This window comes from Acidimangrovimonas pyrenivorans, assembly GCF_042643245.1.
GTDB lineage: Bacteria > Pseudomonadota > Alphaproteobacteria > Rhodobacterales > Rhodobacteraceae > Acidimangrovimonas > Acidimangrovimonas pyrenivorans.
In genome coordinates this window covers 88,055-106,878 of sequence record NZ_JBHRSK010000013.1, presented here as the reverse complement: position 1 = coordinate 106,878, position 18,824 = coordinate 88,055, and the positions used below count along the sequence as shown (strand labels likewise).

General features: G+C 68.9%; 17 protein-coding genes and 1 pseudogene. 1 reads left to right on the top strand and 17 read right to left on the bottom strand.

The annotated features are described in order from the left end of the window. Nucleotides 1–59: 59 nt before the first annotated feature. The 11 genes and pseudogenes from rbsK to ACFOES_RS15500 form a co-directional block, all read right to left on the bottom strand. Nucleotides 60–986: a ribokinase gene (rbsK, locus tag ACFOES_RS15550; RefSeq protein ID WP_377834224.1), complete on the bottom strand. Its 927-nt coding sequence runs from the start codon at nt 984–986 to the stop codon at nt 60–62. Further along, the gene (locus ACFOES_RS15545; RefSeq protein ID WP_377834223.1) at nt 983–2,011 is read right to left on the bottom strand and encodes a LacI family DNA-binding transcriptional regulator; all 1,029 of its coding nucleotides are present in this window, start codon (nt 2,009–2,011) and stop codon (nt 983–985) included. Before ACFOES_RS15545 ends, rbsK begins: the two co-directional genes overlap by 4 nt. 58 nt (nt 2,012–2,069) lie before the next feature. Then, nucleotides 2,070–2,948, bottom strand: a complete 879-nt coding sequence (gene rbsB / locus ACFOES_RS15540) for a ribose ABC transporter substrate-binding protein RbsB (RefSeq protein WP_377834222.1) — start codon at nt 2,946–2,948, stop codon at nt 2,070–2,072. 35 nt (nt 2,949–2,983) lie between these two features. Further along, complete coding sequence (gene rbsC, locus ACFOES_RS15535) at nt 2,984–3,988, bottom strand: ribose ABC transporter permease (protein WP_377834221.1); 1,005 nt, start codon at nt 3,986–3,988, stop codon at nt 2,984–2,986. A 20-nt stretch (nt 3,989–4,008) separates the two neighbouring features. Further along, complete coding sequence (locus ACFOES_RS15530; RefSeq protein ID WP_449222439.1) at nt 4,009–4,629, bottom strand: ATP-binding cassette domain-containing protein; 621 nt, start codon at nt 4,627–4,629, stop codon at nt 4,009–4,011. A gap of 363 nt (nt 4,630–4,992) precedes the next feature. Then, nucleotides 4,993–5,496, bottom strand: a pseudogene (locus ACFOES_RS15525) (ATP-binding cassette domain-containing protein); the annotation flags it as partial. Nucleotides 5,497–5,524: 28 nt separating this feature from the next. Next, nucleotides 5,525–5,944, bottom strand: a complete 420-nt coding sequence (rbsD, locus tag ACFOES_RS15520) for a D-ribose pyranase (RefSeq protein WP_377834220.1) — start codon at nt 5,942–5,944, stop codon at nt 5,525–5,527. Nucleotides 5,945–6,339: 395 nt separating this feature from the next. Beyond that, nucleotides 6,340–8,268 carry a TRAP transporter permease gene (locus ACFOES_RS15515; RefSeq protein ID WP_377834219.1) on the bottom strand — a complete coding sequence of 643 codons (1,929 nt, stop codon included), beginning with the start codon at nt 8,266–8,268 and terminating at the stop codon, nt 6,340–6,342. Between the two features lie 125 nt (nt 8,269–8,393). Further along, nucleotides 8,394–9,527, bottom strand: a complete 1,134-nt coding sequence (locus ACFOES_RS15510; protein WP_377834218.1) for a TAXI family TRAP transporter solute-binding subunit — start codon at nt 9,525–9,527, stop codon at nt 8,394–8,396. 64 nt (nt 9,528–9,591) lie between these two features. Continuing rightward, nucleotides 9,592–10,794 (bottom strand): CaiB/BaiF CoA transferase family protein, encoded by a 1,203-nt coding sequence (locus ACFOES_RS15505; protein WP_377834217.1) that lies wholly within the window; start codon nt 10,792–10,794, stop codon nt 9,592–9,594. Beyond that, on the bottom strand, nt 10,791–12,524 hold the full coding sequence (locus ACFOES_RS15500) for an acyl-CoA dehydrogenase family protein (protein WP_377834216.1): 1,734 nt from the start codon (nt 12,522–12,524) through the stop codon (nt 10,791–10,793). The genes ACFOES_RS15505 and ACFOES_RS15500 overlap by 4 nt, the downstream gene beginning before the upstream one ends. 139 nt (nt 12,525–12,663) lie before the next feature. On the opposite strand from ACFOES_RS15500, the gene ACFOES_RS15495 reads away from it, so the two are divergent. Next, nucleotides 12,664–13,557 (top strand): LysR substrate-binding domain-containing protein, encoded by an 894-nt coding sequence (locus tag ACFOES_RS15495; RefSeq protein ID WP_377834215.1) that lies wholly within the window; start codon nt 12,664–12,666, stop codon nt 13,555–13,557. Between the two features lie 58 nt (nt 13,558–13,615). Here ACFOES_RS15495 and ACFOES_RS15490 read toward each other — a convergent pair whose 3' ends face one another. From ACFOES_RS15490 to ACFOES_RS15465, 6 genes are all read right to left on the bottom strand, one after another. Further along, the gene (locus tag ACFOES_RS15490) at nt 13,616–14,368 is read right to left on the bottom strand and encodes a ParA family protein (protein ID WP_377834214.1); all 753 of its coding nucleotides are present in this window, start codon (nt 14,366–14,368) and stop codon (nt 13,616–13,618) included. Further along, complete coding sequence (locus tag ACFOES_RS15485) at nt 14,365–15,885, bottom strand: CHAD domain-containing protein (RefSeq protein ID WP_377834213.1); 1,521 nt, start codon at nt 15,883–15,885, stop codon at nt 14,365–14,367. The genes ACFOES_RS15490 and ACFOES_RS15485 overlap by 4 nt, the downstream gene beginning before the upstream one ends. Then, nucleotides 15,882–16,076 carry a hypothetical protein gene (locus ACFOES_RS15480; RefSeq protein ID WP_377834212.1) on the bottom strand — a complete coding sequence of 65 codons (195 nt, stop codon included), beginning with the start codon at nt 16,074–16,076 and terminating at the stop codon, nt 15,882–15,884. Before ACFOES_RS15480 ends, ACFOES_RS15485 begins: the two co-directional genes overlap by 4 nt. Before the next feature lie 202 nt (nt 16,077–16,278). Next, nucleotides 16,279–17,097 carry a sugar phosphate isomerase/epimerase family protein gene (locus tag ACFOES_RS15475; RefSeq protein ID WP_377834211.1) on the bottom strand — a complete coding sequence of 273 codons (819 nt, stop codon included), beginning with the start codon at nt 17,095–17,097 and terminating at the stop codon, nt 16,279–16,281. Between the two features lie 18 nt (nt 17,098–17,115). Continuing rightward, entirely contained in the window at nt 17,116–17,925 is an 810-nt protein-coding gene (locus tag ACFOES_RS15470) for a carbohydrate ABC transporter permease (protein WP_377834210.1), read from the bottom strand. Then, nucleotides 17,922–18,797 (bottom strand): carbohydrate ABC transporter permease, encoded by an 876-nt coding sequence (locus ACFOES_RS15465; RefSeq protein WP_377834209.1) that lies wholly within the window; start codon nt 18,795–18,797, stop codon nt 17,922–17,924. Before ACFOES_RS15465 ends, ACFOES_RS15470 begins: the two co-directional genes overlap by 4 nt. Between the last annotated feature and the right edge of the window lie 27 nt (nt 18,798–18,824).

Genomic DNA, 18,824 nt, shown 5'->3' with positions numbered 1-18,824 from the left:
CCAAGGCCGCGCGTCCGGCGCTAATAGCAGGGGGGGTGTTTCGCGGCTGCAGGCGGCGGCTAGGCCTGCCCCGCCTTCAGCAGCGCCTCGACCTCGGCCAGTGTCGGGGCGGCGTCAGAGGCGCCGCGCCGGGTCGTCGCCAAGGCGCCGCAGGCATTGGCGAAGCGCAGCGCATCGGGCAGACCGTCGCCGCGGGCGAGCGCGAAACCGAGACCGCCGTTGAAGCAGTCTCCGGCCGCGACCGTGTCGATCGCCTTGACGGCAAAGGCGGGGACATGGCCCTCGCCCTCGGGCGCCTTCCAGTAGACGCCGCCGGCCCCCATCTTGACCACGGCGATGCGCAGGCCCCGCTCCGTCATCACCGAAGCGGCGCGCGCGGCCGAGGCTTGGTCGGTCGGCCGGATGCCGGTCAGGGCCTCGGTCTCGCTCTCGTTGGGCGTCATCGCGTCGACGGCCGTCCAGACCTCGGCACCGAAGGCGGCGCCCGGCGCCGGCGCCGGGTCGAGCAGGGTCAGCCCGCCCGCCGCCCGCATCTTCGCGGCGGCCGCGAGCCCTGCCGCGAGCGGGGCCTCGAGCTGCAGCAGCAGCACCTTCGCGGTGGCGAAGGCCGGATCGAGCCGGGCGACATCCTCGGCCCCGATGGCCATGTTGGCGCCGCCGACCACGGTGATGGCGTTCTCGCCGTCGCGTGCGACGCCGATGGTCGCGATGCCGGTGGGGTGCTCGGCATCCTCCCAGAGCTGCCCGGTGCCGACGCCGGCCTGCGCCAGCCAGTCGCGCGCCATCCTGCCGAAGCCGTCGGCCCCGGTGCGGCCCGCCAGCGCAACCTCGGCGCCCAGCCGCGCCGCCGCCACCGCCTGGTTGGCGCCCTTGCCGCCCAGCGCGATGGCATAGCTTTCGGCATGGACGGTTTCGCCCGGCAGCGGCAGGCGGGCGCCATAGGCGGTGATGTCGACATTGACGCTGCCGAGGACGAGGATGCTCATTCTTCCGTTCCTGCCGGTTGGCCCACGGAGCGGCGCTCGACCAGCTCCGGGGCAAGTCGGATGCGGTCGGGCAGGGCCGCACCGGTTTCGAGATGGTCGATGATGACGCTCGCCGCGCGGAGGCCCAGCTCGGCCACGGGCTGGCGGATGGTGGTCAGCGGCGGCGCGGTGAAGGCGGCGATCTCGATATCGTCATAGCCCATCACCGAGATCTGGCCGGGCACGTCGAGACCGCATTCATAGGCGGCGCTGAGCGCCCCGATCGCCATCACGTCGTTGAAGCAGAACACCGCCTGCGGGCGTCGTCCGGGCGGCAATTCCAGCAGCGACCGCATCGCGCGGTCGCCGCCCGCGACGGTCGGCTCGGACGGAATCGCGAGCGCGGGGTCGAAGGCAATCCCCCGCCGCGCCAGTTCCTCGGTGAAGCCCTTGAAGCGGATCGCCGAGCGCGGGTGCTGCGCCGGGCCGGTGACGCAGGCGATGCGGCGGAATCCGCGCCCGGCCAGGTAGGCGGCGGCCAGGGCGCCGCCGGCCAGGCTGTCATCGGCGATCGAGGTGGCCGGCGCGGCCTCCTCGTCGTCGAGCGCCACGGTCGGCACGCCGGCGGCTCCTGCCAGTTCGGCGGTCAGGCCGGGCTGCTGGTTGGCCGACAGCACGATCAGCGCGTCGATGCGCTTGGCGCGCAGCGTTTCGAGATAGCCCTGCGCCTTGTCGCGGTCATCCTCGGAATTGCACAGCACGAGGCTGTAGCCGCGGGTGAAGCAGGCAGCCTCGACGCCGTGGATCAGCGCCGCGAAGAACGGGTTGGTCGAGGAGGTCACGATCATGCCGATGGTGCGGGTGCGGCTGCCCTTCAGCGCCTGCGCGACGCCGTTGGGGGCGAAGCCCAGCCGCGCGATCGCGCTCTTGACGCGCTCGGTGGTCTCGGGCGAGACGAAGCGCGTGCCGTTGATGACGTGGGACACGGTGCTGTTGGAAACCCCGGCCGCGCGCGCGACGTCCTTGATCGTGATGTTGTTTTTCATGTTCGCCATGGCTTGCGGGGCCGGGAGGCTCCCGGCCCCGCGTCAGGTTCGGTCGAGCTTACTTCGTGATCATCTTGAGGGGAACCGGGGTGTATTTCGGCACGCTCTGCCCCTTGATGATCTTGGCAGCGGCGTCGACACCCAGCGCGCCGATCTTGTTGGCCTGCTGCGCGATGGTGGCGGCCATGGTGCCGGCCTTCACCGCGGCGACGCCGTCATCGGTGCCGTCGAAGCCGACGACGTAGATCTTGTGGCCCGAGCCTTGGATCGCCTTGAGCGCGCCCAGCGCCATCTCGTCGTTCTGGGCGAAGACCGCCTGCACGTCGGGATGCGCCTGCAGGATGTTCTCCATCACGTTGAGGCCCTTGGTGCGGTCGAAATCGGCCGGCTGGCTGGCAACGACGTCGATGTTCTTGTCGGCCGCGACCGCGTCATGGAAGCCCTTGCCGCGGTCCCGCGCCGCCGAGGTGCCCGGCACGCCCTGAAGCTCGGCCACCTTGCCCTTGCCGCCCAGCAGCTTGATGATCTCGTCGCCCGCCATCTTGCCGCCGGCGACGTTGTCCGAGGCGATGTGGGTCGCGACCTTGCCGCCATTGGCCGAGCGGTCGAGCGTGACCACGGGCACGTCGGCGTGGTTGGCCGTGCGCACCGCCGCCTTCACCGCGTCCGAATCCGTCGGGTTGATCAGGAGCACCTTGATGTTCTTGCCCAGCACGTCCTCGACATTGGACAGCTCCTTGGCCGGATCGTTCTGGCTGTCGAGCACGACGAGGTCGTAGCCGAGCTTCTTGGCTTCCGCTTGCGCGCCGTCCTTGAGCGACACGAAGAAGGGGTTGTTGAGGGTCGAGACGACCAGCCCCAGCTTGTCGGCCGCGTGCGCGGTGGTGACCCCGGCCATGAGCGCCGCCGTCGCGGCAAAGGTGAGTAGCTTACGCATTGTTCCTGTCTCCCATCAGTTTTACACGTTTTGGATCAGTTATTTACCTTGCCGCGGCTGTCGACCAGAACGGCGAGGAGGATGACGGCGCCCTTGGCGATCATCTGGTAGTAGGACGACACGTCCAGCAGATTGAGCGCATTGTTGAGCACGCCGATGATCAGCGCGCCGACAAGGGTGCCGAAGAGGGTGCCGCGCCCGCCCATCAGGCTGGTGCCGCCGACGACGACGGCGGCGATGGCGTCGAGCTCGTAGGAGGTGCCGGCGGTGGGCTGGGCGCTCTGCAGCCGTGCGGTCAGCACGATGCCGGCCAGCGCCGCCATCAGGCCCGAGATGGCATAGACCGCGACCTTGACCCGGCCGGCGTCGATGCCGGCGAGGCGGGCGACCTGCTCGCCGCCGCCGACGGCGTAGACATAGCGGCCGAAGCGCATCTGCGAGAGCACGAACCAGCAGATCAGGAAGACCAGGCCGGCGATGATCACCGGGACCGGGATGCCGAGGACATAGCCGCCGCCGATATGCCAGAAGGCATCGGCCGCCGCGCCCTCGCCGGCGTCGATCGGCCGGCCGCCGCTGAAGACCAGCGTCGCGCCGCGCAGCGCCGTCATCGCGACCAGGGTGGCGATGAAGGGCTGGACCCGGCCGACCGAGACGATCAGCCCGCTGACCGCGCCCAGCGCGGCGCCCAGCGCCAGCGTCGCGACCAACACCACCGGCAGGCTGAAATTGGCACCGATCAGCGCGGCGCAGACGGCCCCGGTCAGGGCCAGCACCGAGCCCACCGACAGGTCGATCCCGGCGGTCAGGATGACGAAGGTCATGCCGAAGGCGATGATCGCGTTGATCGAGGTCTGGCGCAGGACGATCAGCAGGTTGGAGGTGGTCAGGAAATGCGGGCTGAGCACCGTGATCACCGCCATCAGGATCAGGAGCCCGATCAGCGACTTCTGGGTGCCGAGAGCGCGCAGCAGCGCCACCGGGCCGGGGGTCTTGGCCGCTTCCGGGGTTGCGGCTTGCGCAGCGGAACTGGTGTCCATGGCTGGGAAATCCTTCTCGTTCACGCGACGGCGCGTTCCATGATCGCGTGCTGGCTGGCCTCGCCGCGCGCGAAAGCGCCGGTCAGACGGCCCTGCGACAGCACGAGGATGCGATCCGACAGGCCCAGCAGTTCGGGCATGTCGGAGGACATCAACAGGATGCACAGGCCGCGTTTCTTCATCTCGTTGATCAGGGTGTAGATTTCGCGCCGCGCGCCGACATCGACGCCGCGCGTCGGCTCGTCGAGGATCACCACCTTCGGATCGGCCAGCAGCGATTTCGCCAGCGAGACCTTCTGCTGGTTGCCGCCCGAGAGGTTGCGCACCTCGGTCTCCATGTCCGGCGCCTTGACCGCGAAGCGGCGCATGTATTCCGCGACCACCGCGCGTTCCTTGCCGCGCCGGACCACGCCGCCCGGCGACAGCCCCGGCAGCGCGCTCAGCGCCATGTTGGTCCGGATCGCGTGCGGCTGGATCAGGCCGTCGGATTTGCGGTCCTCGGTGACATAGGCGATGCCGGCGCGCACGCCGTCGCTGGGATGGCGCAGCCGCTGAAGCGCGCCGTCGACCAGGACGCTGCCCGAGGTCAGGCGATTGGCGCCGTAGATCGCCCGGGCCAGCTCGGTCCGGCCGGCGCCCATCAGCCCGGCAAAGCCAACGACCTCTCCGGCATGCGCCTCGAAGGAGATATCGGTGATCCCTTCCGCGGTCAGGTGCTGCGCCTCGAGCCGCACCGGGCCGGGCGGCTGCGCCTCGAACGGGTATTGATCGGTGATGTCGCGCCCGACCATGTGGTGGATCAGCTGAGCCTCGTCGAGATCGGCGACGCGGCCCTCGTGCACCAGCCGGCCGTCGCGCAGCACGGCGACGTCGTCGCATTCGGCGAAGATCTCTCCCAGCCGGTGCGAGATGTAGATGATCGCCTTGCCCTCGGCCTTGAGGTGGCGGATCACGCCGAACAGGATCTCGGTCTCAACATCGGTCAGCGCGTCGGTCGGCTCGTCCATGATGATGACTTCGGCGTTTTGCGACAGCGTCCGGGCGATCTCGACCATCTGCTGCGCCCCGACGCCGAGCCGTTCGACCGGCAGCCGCGGGTCGATGTGATCCTGCTTGAGCGAGGTGAGAATCTCGGCGGTCTCGCGGCGCATCCGGCGCCAGTCGATGCGGCCCAGCGCGCCACGCGGCTCGCGGCCGAGGAAGACGTTCTCGGCCAACGACAGCCCAGGCAGCAGGTTGAGCTCCTGGTGGATGATGCCGATCCCCAGGTCCATCGCCTGGCGTGGGCTGGCCATAGCGACGGCCGCGCCCTTGAAGCGGATCTCGCCGCCGGGATCGGGCTGGTGGATGCCGGTGACGATCTTCATCAGGGTCGACTTGCCGGCGCCGTTTTCGCCCACCAGCGCCAGCACGCGGCCGGCGCGGGCCTGCAGGCCGACATGGTCGAGAACCCGCACCGAACCGAAGGTCTTGGAGATATCGCGAAGGTCGAGAAGAGCTGCGCTCATGCCTGTCTCCTGTCGCTGAATCGGGGGCTCAGAACGGCACGCCCGAATAGAGGATCACGTTGGCGTAGGGCGTGCATTCGCCCGTGCGCACGACGGCCCGGGCAGTCCGCACCGCCTGCTTGAGTTCCGCATGGCTGGCTGTCGCGAGCGCGATCGGGGCGCCCTGCCCCGCTTCCTGCGCCTCGAGCAGCGAGACGGTCGCGCGATGCAGATCGGGGCTTGCCTGCGCGAATTCGCTGGCGATCAGGGCGTGCTCGATCTGGAGCTCGGCCGCGATCGCGGCGAGGACGTCACGGAAGGCCGGCAGGCCGGGAAGCACGGCGAGATCGATGCGTTCTGGCCCGTCCGGGATCGGCAGGCCGGCGTCGCAGACCACGATGGAATCGGTGTGGCCCATGCTGGCGAGCGCCCGGCTGAGCGCGGGATTCAGGATCCCCGATTTCTTCATTGTCCCTCCTCCCGAACGCGTCGGCCATCCTGCCGACGGGCCTTCCGGAGGCGACAATGGTTTTAGAAAAACGTTTGCGCAATCGGTTTTCTTAGCAAGTCTCGCCCCTCCCCCTGTGACGCTCCGACGCAGCCGGCAACAGAGGGCCGTCAATGCTGAGGGTTAATGTCACGCCATTACAGCCACTTAGAAGCGCCCCGGCGGCCGCTTCCGGCGCAAGGCGCCCCACGGGACCTTGCGGATCACATTTATGTGCTCGCGACTTCGCGCCCGAAGGTCCTGACCGGGGCCCGATCCTGCCGGTCCCGCCTCATCTCTGCGACAGGGCCGCGGTTTGCGGTCGGTCGCCCCGCTTGGGCCGGATGCGGCCACGCTTCGGTCGTCTTCGCCTCTCGTCAGCGGGGCTGCACTGCCCTTTGGCTGCGCTGGCGCAGCAGGGCCAGCCCGGTGGCGGCGGCCAGCAGAAGCGCCCCGACCGGGGTCGCGCCCGGCAGCGGCGCCAGGATCAGCAGCCCGGCGGCGAGAAGGCCCGCCCGCTCGACCGGGCCGATGCGGCCGACGCGGTAGAGCCAGGCCTCGAGCGCGCAGGAAATCGCGACCACCGACAGGACGGCCAGGGCGATCGCCCGCAGGATCTGCAGCCAGTCGCCTTCCAGCAACAGCGCCGGATCGAAGACGAACATGAACGGCAGGATGAACAGCACCGCCCCCAGCCGCATCGAGGTGAAGCCGGTGTCGAGCCCGCGGGCGCCCGAGATCTGCGCCGCGGTGATCGAGGCCAGCGCCACCGGCGGGGTGATGTAGCTCAGCATGCCCCAGTAGAGCACGAAAAGATGGGCGCCGATCGGCGGCAGGCCCAGCCCGGTCAGCGCCGGCGCCAGCACGGTGGCGAGGAAGATGTAGCAGGCGCTGACCGTCATCCCCATGCCGAGCACGAAACTGGTCAGCGCACCCAGCACCAGCAGCAGGAAGACGTTGTGGCCGCCGTAGAGGATGAGCTCGCGCGAGAAGGCGCTGCCGACCCCGGTGATCGCCAGCGAGCCGACGACGAGGCCGATGCCGCAGAGCGTCGCCACCAGCTGGGCGATATTGGCGGTGACGTCGTCGAGCAGTGCCCGCGCCGCCGCCGTCTCGGGCAGGCGGCGGTGGCGCAGCAGGCCCATGACCAGCATCAGCGCGGTGGCGTAATAGGCCGCCCGCGCCGGGGTCAGCACGAAGAGCATCAGGACCAGCGCGACCAGCGAGACGATGTGATGCCAGCCGCCGGCGAGGATGCTGCCGAGCGGCCGGAACTGGTCGCGCTCGGCACCGCTCAACCCGGCGCGGGCCGCGAAGAGATCGACCTGGAGCAGCAGCGCGAGGTAGAACAGCGCCGAGGGCACCGCCGCCGCGATCATGATCGTGGTGTAGGGGGTGTCGAGGAACGAGGCCATGATGAAGGCCACCGCCCCCATCACCGGCGGCATCAGCGTGCCCCCGGTCGAGGCGCAGGCCTCGACCGCGGCGGCGTAGCGCGCCGGGTAGCCCGCCCGCTGCATCGACGGGATGGTCAGCCGCCCCGTCGTCAGCACGTTCGAGATCACGCTGCCCGAGAGCGAGCCGAACAGCGCGCTCGACAGGATCGCCACCTTGGCCGGCCCGCCGCGCGACCGTCCCATCAGCGCCAGCGACAGGTCCATGAAGAACTGCCCGCCGCCCATCGTGTTGAGCACCGAGCCGAAGATGATGAAGCCGACCAGCGTGTCGGCCACCACCCTGAGCGGGATGCCGATGATCGACTCCATACCCATCGCATGCGCGGCGACGGTCTCGGAGAAGGACAGCCGCGGCCCCCACAGGAAGCCCGGCATCTGGTCGGCGAACAGCGGATAGGCGGCGAAGAGCGCGCAGATCACCAGCAGGATCGTCCCGCCGGCCCGGCGCACCGCCTCGAGCGAGAGCAGCACGAGCAGCGCCGAGACGACGACCGCCGGGTGCGGCGCCACCACGTCCCAGCCGCCGGTGATGATCGCCTCGGCGTTCCAGCCGAGGAAACCGCCGGCGCAAAGTGACAAGGCGGCGAGCGCCCAGTCGACGAGCCCGGCGGCGCGGCCCGGCCGAGCCGGGATCAGCAGGAAGGCGGCGGCCAGGAACAGACCGATCAGCAGGTAGTAGTAGCGGTTGGCCAGCAGCGGGAAGACGCCGAAAGCCTCGACGTTGAAGGTCTGGATCAGGATCAGGACCAGCCCGACGAGGCCGAACAGGCCGACGGCGGCCCGCCCGGCCGGGCCGAGGCGCGGGGCCGGCTCTTGTGCGGTGGATGCGGCAGAAGGCGACTGGGTCACGGCGAGTACCTCGCAGGCGGAAGGCGGCGAAAGCGGCAGGTCGGGCGGCGGACCACCCGACCTGCCGGGGGGCGTGGCGCCGGAGACCGCACCCGGGCCGGGCGCCGCCTCCGGTCTGCCGGTGGTCAGTTGGTCAGCGCCGTCTTGCGGTAATCGGCCCAGAAGGCGGGCCAGTCGGCATCGGCGACGGCCTGGGCCTTGGCCTCGGCGCGGGCCTCCGTCCACGCCTTCATCACCGCCTGCAGCCGCTTCAGGCGCCGTTCGTTCCACGCTTCGTCCTGCGCCGACCAGACCCCGATCTCCTTGAGATAGCGGATGGCGCCGGGATGGAAGGGCGCGTCGGCCGGGGTCTTGCCCGACAGCGAGAGCTTCCACAGCCTGGTCGCCGCGGTGGCGCCGGAATAGATGCCGTAGGTCTGGTCGAGCGCCTTGACGAAATTGTAGACCTGATCCGCGTCGGCCTTGGCGTAGACGGTGATCATCGGGTAGCGCACCGCGAAGATATGGGCGGGGTGATCCTTGGTGATGCCCGCGCCGGCCGTTGCCGTCGCCGGGGCGAAGAAGCTGGCGATCGACTCGATCGCCTTCCAGCCCTTGGCGTTGTCCTCGGGCATCGGCACCCAGGCGACGCCGTGGCGCGACGAGGCCAGCTCGTAAAGCGCCGAGGCGGTCGGCGTGGTGCCGGCGACGTCCACTTGCCCGTTGACCAGCGCCTTCAGCGCCGCGCCGTAGGACGGCACCTGCACCACGTCGACGTCGTTCCAGCTCAGCCCGGCGAAGGCCAGCATCGCCTGCACCTTGATGTTGATCGACGGGTTGGCCTTGATATAGGGCACCCGCTTGCCGCGGATATCGGCCATCTTGTGGATGTCGCTGTCCGCCGCCGTCGCCATGCCGAAGGTCGAGGGCCGGCCGGCAACGACGCGCAGGTCCTGCGGTCCCCAGTCCGGCGCGGCGAAATCATAAAGCGCCTCGGTCGCGAAATAGAGCTCGTTGGCCAGCCAGCCATATTGCACCCGCCCGGTCTTGAGCGGCAGCAGCCGGCCGATCGCGGTGCCCGAGGGCATGATCCGCACCCGGGTGTCGTAATCCTTGGCGAAGGCATCGGCGATGGCCGAGGCCTCGACATAGCCGCTCGAGCCGACGTCGTAGGTCGACCACAGCATGCTGCGCGGCAACTCGGCCTTGTCGGCCAGCGCCGCCGTCGCGCCCAGGCACGCCACTGCCAGCGCGATGGATTTCAGGATCTTGGATTTCATCGTTTTCCTCCCTTCGATGTCTGTGGATGGCCGGGCCTCCTCGCCCCCGGGCCACGGGGCCGGGCTATCCCGACCGGCGGACGCCCGGCGCGATGCCGCGGGCGTCGAGTTCCTCTCTCGCTGCGGCCGGGATGCCGGCCTGGGTCAGGATTTCCTCGCGGTTCTCCGCGAAACCGGGCGGGCGGCTGCGATAGCTGGCCGGGCTGGCCGACAGCTTCACCGGCGCGCCGAGCCCCCGATAGGGGCCGATCTCGACCGTCATCTCGCGATGGGCGGCATGAGGATGGGCCAGCGCCTCGGCGACGTTCAGCACCGGCCCGGCGGGAACGCCGGCGCGGATCAGCCGCTCGGCCAGCTCGGCGCCGTCATGTTCGGCCAACGCCGCCTCGAGTTCCTCGCGCAGGGCCGCCCGATTGGTCACCCGCGCCCCGTTCGAGCGGAAGCGCGCGTCCTCGGCGATGCCGGGCGCGCCGATCTCCATGCAGAGGCGTCGGAACTGGCGGTCGTTGCCGACGGCCAGGTAGATCGGCCGGGTTCCGGTGGCATAGGTCGAATAGGGCGAGATGTTGGGATGGTCGTTGCCGCTGCGCCCCGGCACCTTGCCCGACAGCGCGTAATTGGCGGCATGGGGATGCAGCAGCGAGAGGGCGGAATCGAACAGCGACGCCTCGACGAACTGCCCCCGCCCGGTCCGCGCGCGGTGCTGCAATGCCAGCAGGATGCCGATCACCGCGTTGAGCCCGGTCACCATGTCGACGACCGGCACGCCGACGCGCGTCGGGCCGCTCTCGGCCGTGCCGTTGACGCTCATGATGCCGCTCATGCTCTGCAGGATCGCGTCATAACCCGGCAGTCCGCCCAGCGGCCCGTCGGCACCGAAGCCACTGACCCGGCAATGGATCAACCGCGGGAACCGCTCGGCCAAGACCTCGTCATAGCCCAGCCCCCAGGCCTCCATCGTGCCGGTCTTGAAGTTCTCCAGCAGGATGTCGGTCTCTTCGAGCAGCTTCAGCAGCAGCGCCCGGCCCTCGGGCTGGCGCAGGTCGAGCGAGATCGCCCGCTTGTTGCGATTGAGGCCGAGGAAATACGAGGCGGTGCCGTCGAGGAACGGCGGTCCCCATTCGCGGGTCTCGTCGCCCATCGGCGGCTCGACCTTGATGACGTCGGCGCCGTGATCGCCGAGGTTCTGGCCGGCGAAGGGGCCGCCCAGAACCCGGCTGAGGTCGAGCACGCGCAGACCCGCAAGGGCTCCCGTCGCGGCACTCATTCCGCCGCCTCCGCCGTCCAGCCGTCGCCCAGCGTCCGCTCGATCAGCGCCAGCGCCCCGGCCTCGGCCGCCTCGGGCGCGGCCAGCGGATCGCGGGCGGCGAGCTTGTGGCGCACCACCGCCTGCGCCAGTTCCAGCCGGTCGCCGGCACGGGCGTTGGTCACCGCGGTCAGCCGGGCGCTTTCCCAGGCCATGATCCCGGCCGAGGTGGCGTTGTAGACCGCCGAGGCGGCGGCGCGGGTCTCGATCTCGCGGGCTCGGTCATGGGCGACGGCGTCGAGCAGGTCGGCGGCGCGGCGGAACCCGTCGGCAATGGCCGGCTGCGGGCCGAGCACATCGGCCGTTTCCCCGGCCAGCCCGCCGAGATAGGCGTCCAGCGCACTCAACGCATCCTCGCGCCGCACCGCGCGGGCGACATCGAGCGCGACGATGTTCGAGGTGCCCTCCCAGATCGAGCCGAGATGGGCGTCGCGCAGCACCCGCGCATCCGACCATTCCTCGATGTAACCGCAGCCGCCGCGCACTTCCATCGCGTCGCCGGCCACCTTGCGCGCGTCGCGGCAGGTGCGGAACTTGACCAGCGGGGTGAGGATGCGCAGCACCTTCGCCATCCCGGCATCGCCGCCGTCGGAAGCCTGCAGCACGCGCGCGGTGTGGAACACCATCGACCGGCCCTGCTCGGCCGCGACCAGCATCTTCATCAGCTGCCGGCGCATCAGCGGCAGGTCGATCAGCCGCTTGCCGAAGGCGGTGCGGTTCCGGGCGATGAACAAGGCCTCGTTGACCGAGCGCCGCATCAGCCCGGCCGAGCGCACGCCATTGGCCAGCCGCGACATGTTGATCATGTCGGTCATCTGCTTGAAGCCCTGCCCGGCATCGCCGACCAGATAGGCGGTGGCGCCTTCCAGCGCGATCTCGCCCGAGGCCATCGACCGGGTGCCCATCTTGTCCTTGAGCCGGAGGATCCGGTAGCCGTTCCGGCGCCCGTCCGGCAGGTGCCGCGGCAACAGGAAGAGCGACAGGCCCTTGGTCCCCGCGCCGCCACCCTCGGGCCGGGCCAGCACCATGCCGAGCGCCGCGTCGGGGTTCGAGCAGAACCACTTGTCGCCGTAGAGCCGCCATTCGCCGTCCTCGAATCGGGCGGTGGTGTCGATCGCGCCGACATCCGAGCCGGCGACCTGCTCGGTCATGAACATCGAGCCCTGGAACAGCGCGTCCATGTCCTGGCTGGTGAGCTGGTCGATATAGCGCGCGACGAGATCGGGCGAACCGAACTTGACCAGCGTGCGGGTGAGCGAATCCGTCATCGACAGCGGGCAGCACAGCCCGAACTCGGCCTGCACGAACAGGTAGACCAGCGCGTATTTCACCAAGGGCGGCAGCTTGTCATCCGCGCCGAAGACGCCGGCGCGATGCGACATCGCGGCCAGACCGAATTCGCCGAAGGCAACGCGTTCGAGTTCCTGATAGGCCGGGTGTTTCTCGATATGCTCGCGCGGGGCGCCGTTGCGGGCGCGGATATGCAGCACCGGCGGGTTCTTGTCGGCGGTCAGCGCCAGCTCCTCGAGACGGCCGCCGACGAGCGCGCCCATGCGCTCCAGCTGCGGCAGCGCCAGGGCCAGCATCTCGGGCGCCAGATACACCCGCAGCAATTCGGCCAGGGCCGGATCGGCATGAAAGACGTTCATCCCGGCACTGTCGGGAATGTTCTGGTGTATCGATGAAGCCAATCCTCTCCTCCTCGGCGCGGCGTATCGTCCGACGACCCCAGGGGCCGCCCCTCCGCCGTCGAGAGGGCCAGAAGACTGATTTCATTTCCAATACTATTAACCTACTATTTGATACCGTTTTATGTATCATGGAATCGAAATGGCCATTACCTTCCGGCAATTGCGGTATTTTCTGGCGCTGGCGGAGGAGCTGCATTTCGGCCGCGCGGCCGAGAAACTGCACATCTCGCAGCCGCCGCTCAGCGCCAGCCTCAAGCAGCTCGAGCAGTCGCTGGGCTTCCCGCTGATGGAGCGCAGCAACCGCATGGTGCGGCTGACCCCGGCCGGGGTCGTCTTCGCCGATCACGCCCGCCGCATCCTCGGCCAGCTGACCGCGGCCGAGGCGATCGCCGCCCAGACGGCAAAGGGCGTCGCCGGCAAGGTGACGGTCGCCTTCGTGCCCTCGATGCTGTTCCGCCGCCTGCCCCGGGCGCTCAAGGCGTTCCAGGAGACCCATCCCGATATCGAGCTGATCCTGCAGGAAATGAACACGACGCGGCAGATCGACGGAATCCTCGGCCGTCAGGTCGATGTCGGCTTCGTCCACGCCGTCCCGCTGCCCGACGAGATCGCCCAGCACACGCTCGAGACCGAGCGGCTGATGTGCTGCGTGCCCCGCGACCACCGCCTGGCCGGCCGCAGCCGCGTCAAGCTGAGCGACCTGGCCGGCGAGCGGGTGCTGGTCTTCTCGCGCGAGTTCGCCGCCCATTTCCACGACCGGATCGCGGGCTTGCTGCACGCCGCCGGGATCGACCCCTATCCCCATTACCGGATCCAGCACTGGTTCACGGTGGTGGCGCTGGTCGGTCAGGGCATGGGCGTCTCGCTGGTGCCCAAGTCGCTCAGCAACAGCGCCTTTGCCAACGTCACCTATATCGAGATCGAGGAGCGCGAGGCCGAGCACCAGGTCTCACTGATCTGGCACGACGCGGCCCCGGCCGAGGCGGCGCGGGTCTTCGTCCAGTTCATCGTCTCGGGCGGCGCCGCCTTCTGATCGCGCACCGCCGCCCGCCTTGCCCTTCCGCTCCCGCGGGTTGCGACCGGCGCGGCGGTCAGGCGCCTTTCACCCGGCGCTCGACTTCCTCGTAAAGCGCCCGGTAGGCCTTGCTGGCCGCGCTTGCAGGGGCCGTCGCCATCACCGGGGCGCGGTGGACGCCCATGCGCTCGATATCCGAGGCGAAGGGGATCTGCGTCTTCATGAACCGTTTCCTGTAGGTCCGGGTCATCTCGGCGATGGTCTCGCCATGCAGCGCCTTGACGCCCTGCACCATCGAGAAGAAGCCGTGCAGCTTCTTCAGCGGCAGGTCGTGGTCGCGGAAGAAGCCGGTCAGCTGCTCGAAGGTGCGCTGCGACAGGGTGGTCGGGATCACCGGCACGACGATGGCATCGGCGGCGCGGAAGACGTTCTCGGACAAGGTCGAGATGTTGGGCGGGCAGTCGAGCAGGATGACGTCGTAATCCGCCTTCACCCCCTTCAGCGCCTTCTTCAGCCGCGAGCGCGGGTTGCGCATCCGGGCGAGGAAGACGTCGAAGTCGCGAAAACTCATATTGGCCGGCAGGATGTCGAGATTGTCGTAATCGCTGCCGCGGATCGCCTTGGTGAATTGCTCGACATCCTTGAAGAACCGCGCCTCGGTCAGCTTCTTCGACGGCTTGACCCGGAAATAGAAGCTCGACGCGCCCTGGGGATCGAGATCGCACAGCAGGGTTCGCCGGCCGGCGGCGGCGAAGGCATAGGCCAGGTTGACCGAGGCCGCGGTCTTGCCCACCCCGCCCTTGTTCGAATAGCAGGCGATGATCTTCATTCTTTCCCCTCATGGAACAGCGCGCGGAAGGTCTGTTGCGTCTCCGGGCTGTCGAACCGGGCGAAACTCTCCACCACCTTGGCCCGCTCCTCGAGCTGGCGGCCATGCAGCACGGCAATCAGCGCGCCGACGCTCTGGGCCAGGTCGAGCGTCGCGGCATCGGGCGTGCCGTCGAGCCCGCCGAGCAGGGCCTGCAGGCTGTGCTGTTGCACCGCGTAGTCGTTGAACAGGCCGAGATTGTCCTGCAGCCGCTTGAGCGGCTTGATCAGGCTCTTGAATTCGGCCGCCGGGAAGACCGGGGCGAAGAATTCCATCAGGTAGCGCAGCTTCTTGCAGTGGATGCGCAGCTGGTGGATCTCGGCATCCTCGGTCTCGGGGCCGATCCCGGCGGCGGTCTCGCAGACCTTGCGATAGCGTTTCCAGATCAGCGCGCAGGCATAGTCATGCGCCGGCCGGTCGGCCATCGGCCCGGGCCGGAGCTTCTTGCGCTTGGCGAACAGCCTGGTGAGCTTGTCGATTTCCTTGGCGTAGCCTTTCGAGCGCAGGTGGCGCGCCAGCCGGGCCTGCTCGGCCTCCCGTTCCGCGGCGAAGTTGGCGAACAGGGTGTCGAGCCCGCCCTGCAGGCTTTCCGGCAACAGCTCGTAATAGACGTGCTTCTCCAGCAGGTAGACATCGAGATCGCGCAGCCGCCCGGTCGGCGCCATCAGCGCCGAGAAGCGGGCCTTGAGTTCCTCGGTCTGGTCCGGCTCGTAGATGCCCTTGAACAGGCTAAGGACCGAGCGGATTTTGCGCAGCGCGATGCGGTAGTCGTGCAGGAACTCGCTGTCGAGATCGGCGAGGACGCCGGGCTCGTTGGCGCGGGCGACCGGCAGGTAGGCGGCGATGATGTCGGTGGCGGTGTCGAAGGCGGCCTCGTCAAACCCGATCTCGATCTCCGGCTTGGCGACGTAAGGCGCGCGGGCGGGGAAAAGCAGGGCGTAGAGGTCGGCCTCCGCCAGCGGCTTGCCGCCGGCTTCCTCGATCCGACCGCGCAGCAGCTGCAGCGCCTTGTCGTAGCCGCGCAGCCCCTGCAGCGTCACCAGCAGCGCGCCGCCTTCGTCGGCAGTCAAGATCCGCAACTGGGCGCGGGCCTGGGTCTTGCCCTCGTCATCGAGCAAGGTCAGCCGGTCGGCGCGCATCTGGCCATTGCCAACGGGCAGCAGGCAGCGCAGCTCCGACAGGTCGGCCAGCGCCGCCTTGACCGGCCCATCGGCGAAATCGGCGACGAAGTCGCCCTCGCGGCGGGCGCTCTGGGTGATGCTGCCGCCGTCGGCCGTCAGCAATTCGAACGTTTCTTCGCTTTCCAGCAGCAGCCGGCCCGAGCCTTGCAGCGACTGGTCGAAGCAGTCGCGCAGGGTGAAGGGGCTCTCTCCCTCGCCGCGCGTCCACCGCGCCGTCAGCTTGCCGAACCCGGCCGTGGCCAGGTCCTCTGCCGCCACGGCCGGCAGGCAATAGAGATCGCGCGCGGATTGCGTCATGTGTCTTTCTTCCGGGGACTGTTCAGGTAGCTGTCGATCAGGGTCTCGACGATCTGCTGGACACTGCTGTCTTCCTCGATCGCGCGCAGCTTCAGCGCCTTCAGCGTCTTGCCGTCCAGCCGCAGCGAGGTGTTCTTCTTCTTGTCCTTGCCGGCCTCCGCCTTGGGATCGGCCTTTTTCGATTTCGCCATGGCGCCCGCCGTCTTCCAACCGACTTTGTGACGTCATGATGTCATCGCCTTGCAAGGACCACAAGAGGGGGCCTCGCGCGGATCGTCGCAGTACCCGCGTCTTGCGGCGACTGGTCGCCCGGAGCCTCGGCGGCAGAGCTCGCCAAGGCGCGTCGTCATGGTGAACACCCGCTCGCAAACGAGGTCGGCGGCAACGCGCCGGTCAGCAGGCCAGACCCAGCGCCTCGAGCCGGCGCACGGTTTCGGGCAGGCGTTCGGGGCGGTCGCGGACCTCGAGGATCAGGCGCGGCCGGGCGGGCAGGCGGTCGAGCGCCGTGAAGACCGCGGCCCAGGGCACCCGCCCCTCGCCCGGGTGCCAGTGGCGGTCGGCGTGGCCGTCGGCGTCCTGGAGGTGGACATGGCCCAGCGCGTCCCCGGCCCGGGCGATGAAATCGACGACCGGCGGGGCGTTGTAGCGGCCATGGGCCAGCTCGGCATGGCCGGTGTCGAGCGAGGCCTTGAGCCGCGGATGGCCGATCCGGCGGATCGCCTCGATCCGATGCGCCGGATCGGTGTCGTCGATATTCTCCAGCATCAGGGTGCAGCCCACCGCATCGGCGCGGGTCAGCACCGGGGCCAGGCAGGCCGCGATCGCGTCGAGCATCTGGCCATGCAGCGCGGCGTAGTTGTCGCGGTTGAGGACGTGCCAATAGGTGAAAGGGCTGTGGACCACCATATGCGTGGCGCCCAGCGCCTCGGCGATCTCGAGCCCCTTCAGCAGCCGGCGCTGGATCACCGCCCGGATCTCGGCATCCGGGTTCGCAAGGTCGAGCCCGAAGAACGGCCCGTGGATGCCGCGCGGACCCTCGTGCCCCTCAAGGGCGGTGCGGTAATCGGCGACCAGCTCCGAGGTGTCGCCCGCGATGACCTCGGGCATGACGAAATCCTGGATCTCGATCGCCCGGCCGGCATCGAAGATCCAGTCGCGCAGCGTGTCGAGGTCGGGGCGCCGGATCGCGGTGCCGAGAAGGGGAAGGGGCATGGAGGTTGGCCTTTCTGGTTACTTGATGCCGGCGCGCATGAAGCTCTGCACGAACTGGCGCTGGAACAGGAGGAAGGCGACCAGCAGCGGTGCCGATGTCATCAGCGTGGCCGCGTTGATCACCGACCACTCGACGCCGGAATCGGTGGTGGCGAAGACGCTCAGCCCCACTGTCACCGGCCGCGTGGTGACCGAGTTGGTGACGATCAGCGGCCAGAGGAAGTTGTTCCAGTGGTAACTGACCGAGACGAGGCCGTAGGCGAGGTAGGTCGGCTTCGCCAGCGGCACGTAGACCCGCCAGAGGATCTTCAACGGCCCCGCCCCCTCGATCCGCGCCGCGTCGTCGAGCTCGCGCGGGACGGTCATGAAGGTCTGGCGGATCAGGAAGATGCCGAAGCCCGAGGCGACGTAGGGCAAGGCGATCGCGGCCAGCGTGTCGACCAGGTGAAAGGCGCGGATCGTCTGGTAGTTCTCGACGATCAGGATGTCGGGCATCACCAGCAGCTGCAGCAGCACCAGCGCGAAGAGGATGTCGCGCCCCGGGAAGGCGAAGCGGGCGAAGCCGTAGGCCGCCAGCGTGCAGAGCACGAACTGCGCCGCCGTGATCCCGGTGACCAGCACGAAGGTGTTGAGGAAATAGCGCGCGAAGGGGGCCGCGTTCCACGCCTTGACGAAGTTCTGCCAGGTCAGCGGCGCCGTCAGGGTGAAATGCGCCTCGTAGGCCGAGGGGTGGATGGCGGTCCAGACGGCATAGAGGAAGGGCGCGACCCAGAGCAGCGCCAGCAGCGCGGCGCCGGTGATCCAGAGCGTCCGGTCGAAGCGGCTCATTTGTAGTGCACCTTGCGGTCGAAGAGGAAGAACTGCCCGATCGCCAGCAGGCACAGCAGCGCCAGCAGCACCACCGTCAGCGTCGCGCCATAGGCCGTATCCCAGTAGCGGAACGAGGTCTCGTAGATGTAGAACAGCAAGAGCGACGAGGCGTTGTCCGGCCCGCCCCCGGTCAGGATGAAGATGTGGTCGACCAGCCGGAAGGCGTTGATCACCGCGTTGATCGACACGAACAGCGTCGTCGGCATCAACAGCGGGAAGGTGATGCGCCAGAAGATCGTCCAGCGTCCGGCGCCCTCGATCCGGGCCGCCTCGGTCAGCTGCGGCGGGATCGCCTGCAGCGCGGCGAGGTAGAAGATCATGAAGAAGCCCGCCTCCTTCCAGACCGACACCACCATCACCGCGGGCAGCGCGGTTCCGGGGTCGCCCAGCAGGTTGGTCTGGCCGATGCCGAACAGGCCGAGGACCTGGTCGATCAGGCCGAAGCCCGGCAGGTAGAAGAACAGCCAGATATTGGCGACCGCGATCAGCGGCAGGATCGTCGGCGTGAAGAAGGCCATCCGGGCCAGCGCCCGCCCCTTGTAGGGCCGGTTGACCAGGATCGCCATGACGATGGCCAGCGCGACCGAGACCGGGATCGTGCCCAGCGCGTAGACGACGTTGTTCGTCAGCACCTGCCAGAAGGTCGGGTCGTTCAGCAGGCGCTCGTAATTGTGCAGCCCGACGAAGTGCGTGGGCCGGGTGCCGCGCGGCGTCGACCACAGGCTTTCGATCACCGTGCGCACGGCCGGGTAATGGGTGAACAGCAAGATGAAGACCAGCGCCGGCAGGATCAGCAGCCAGCCCCAGATCCATTCGCGTTTGCGCTCCATCCCGTTTTCCCCTCGTGATCGGTGGAT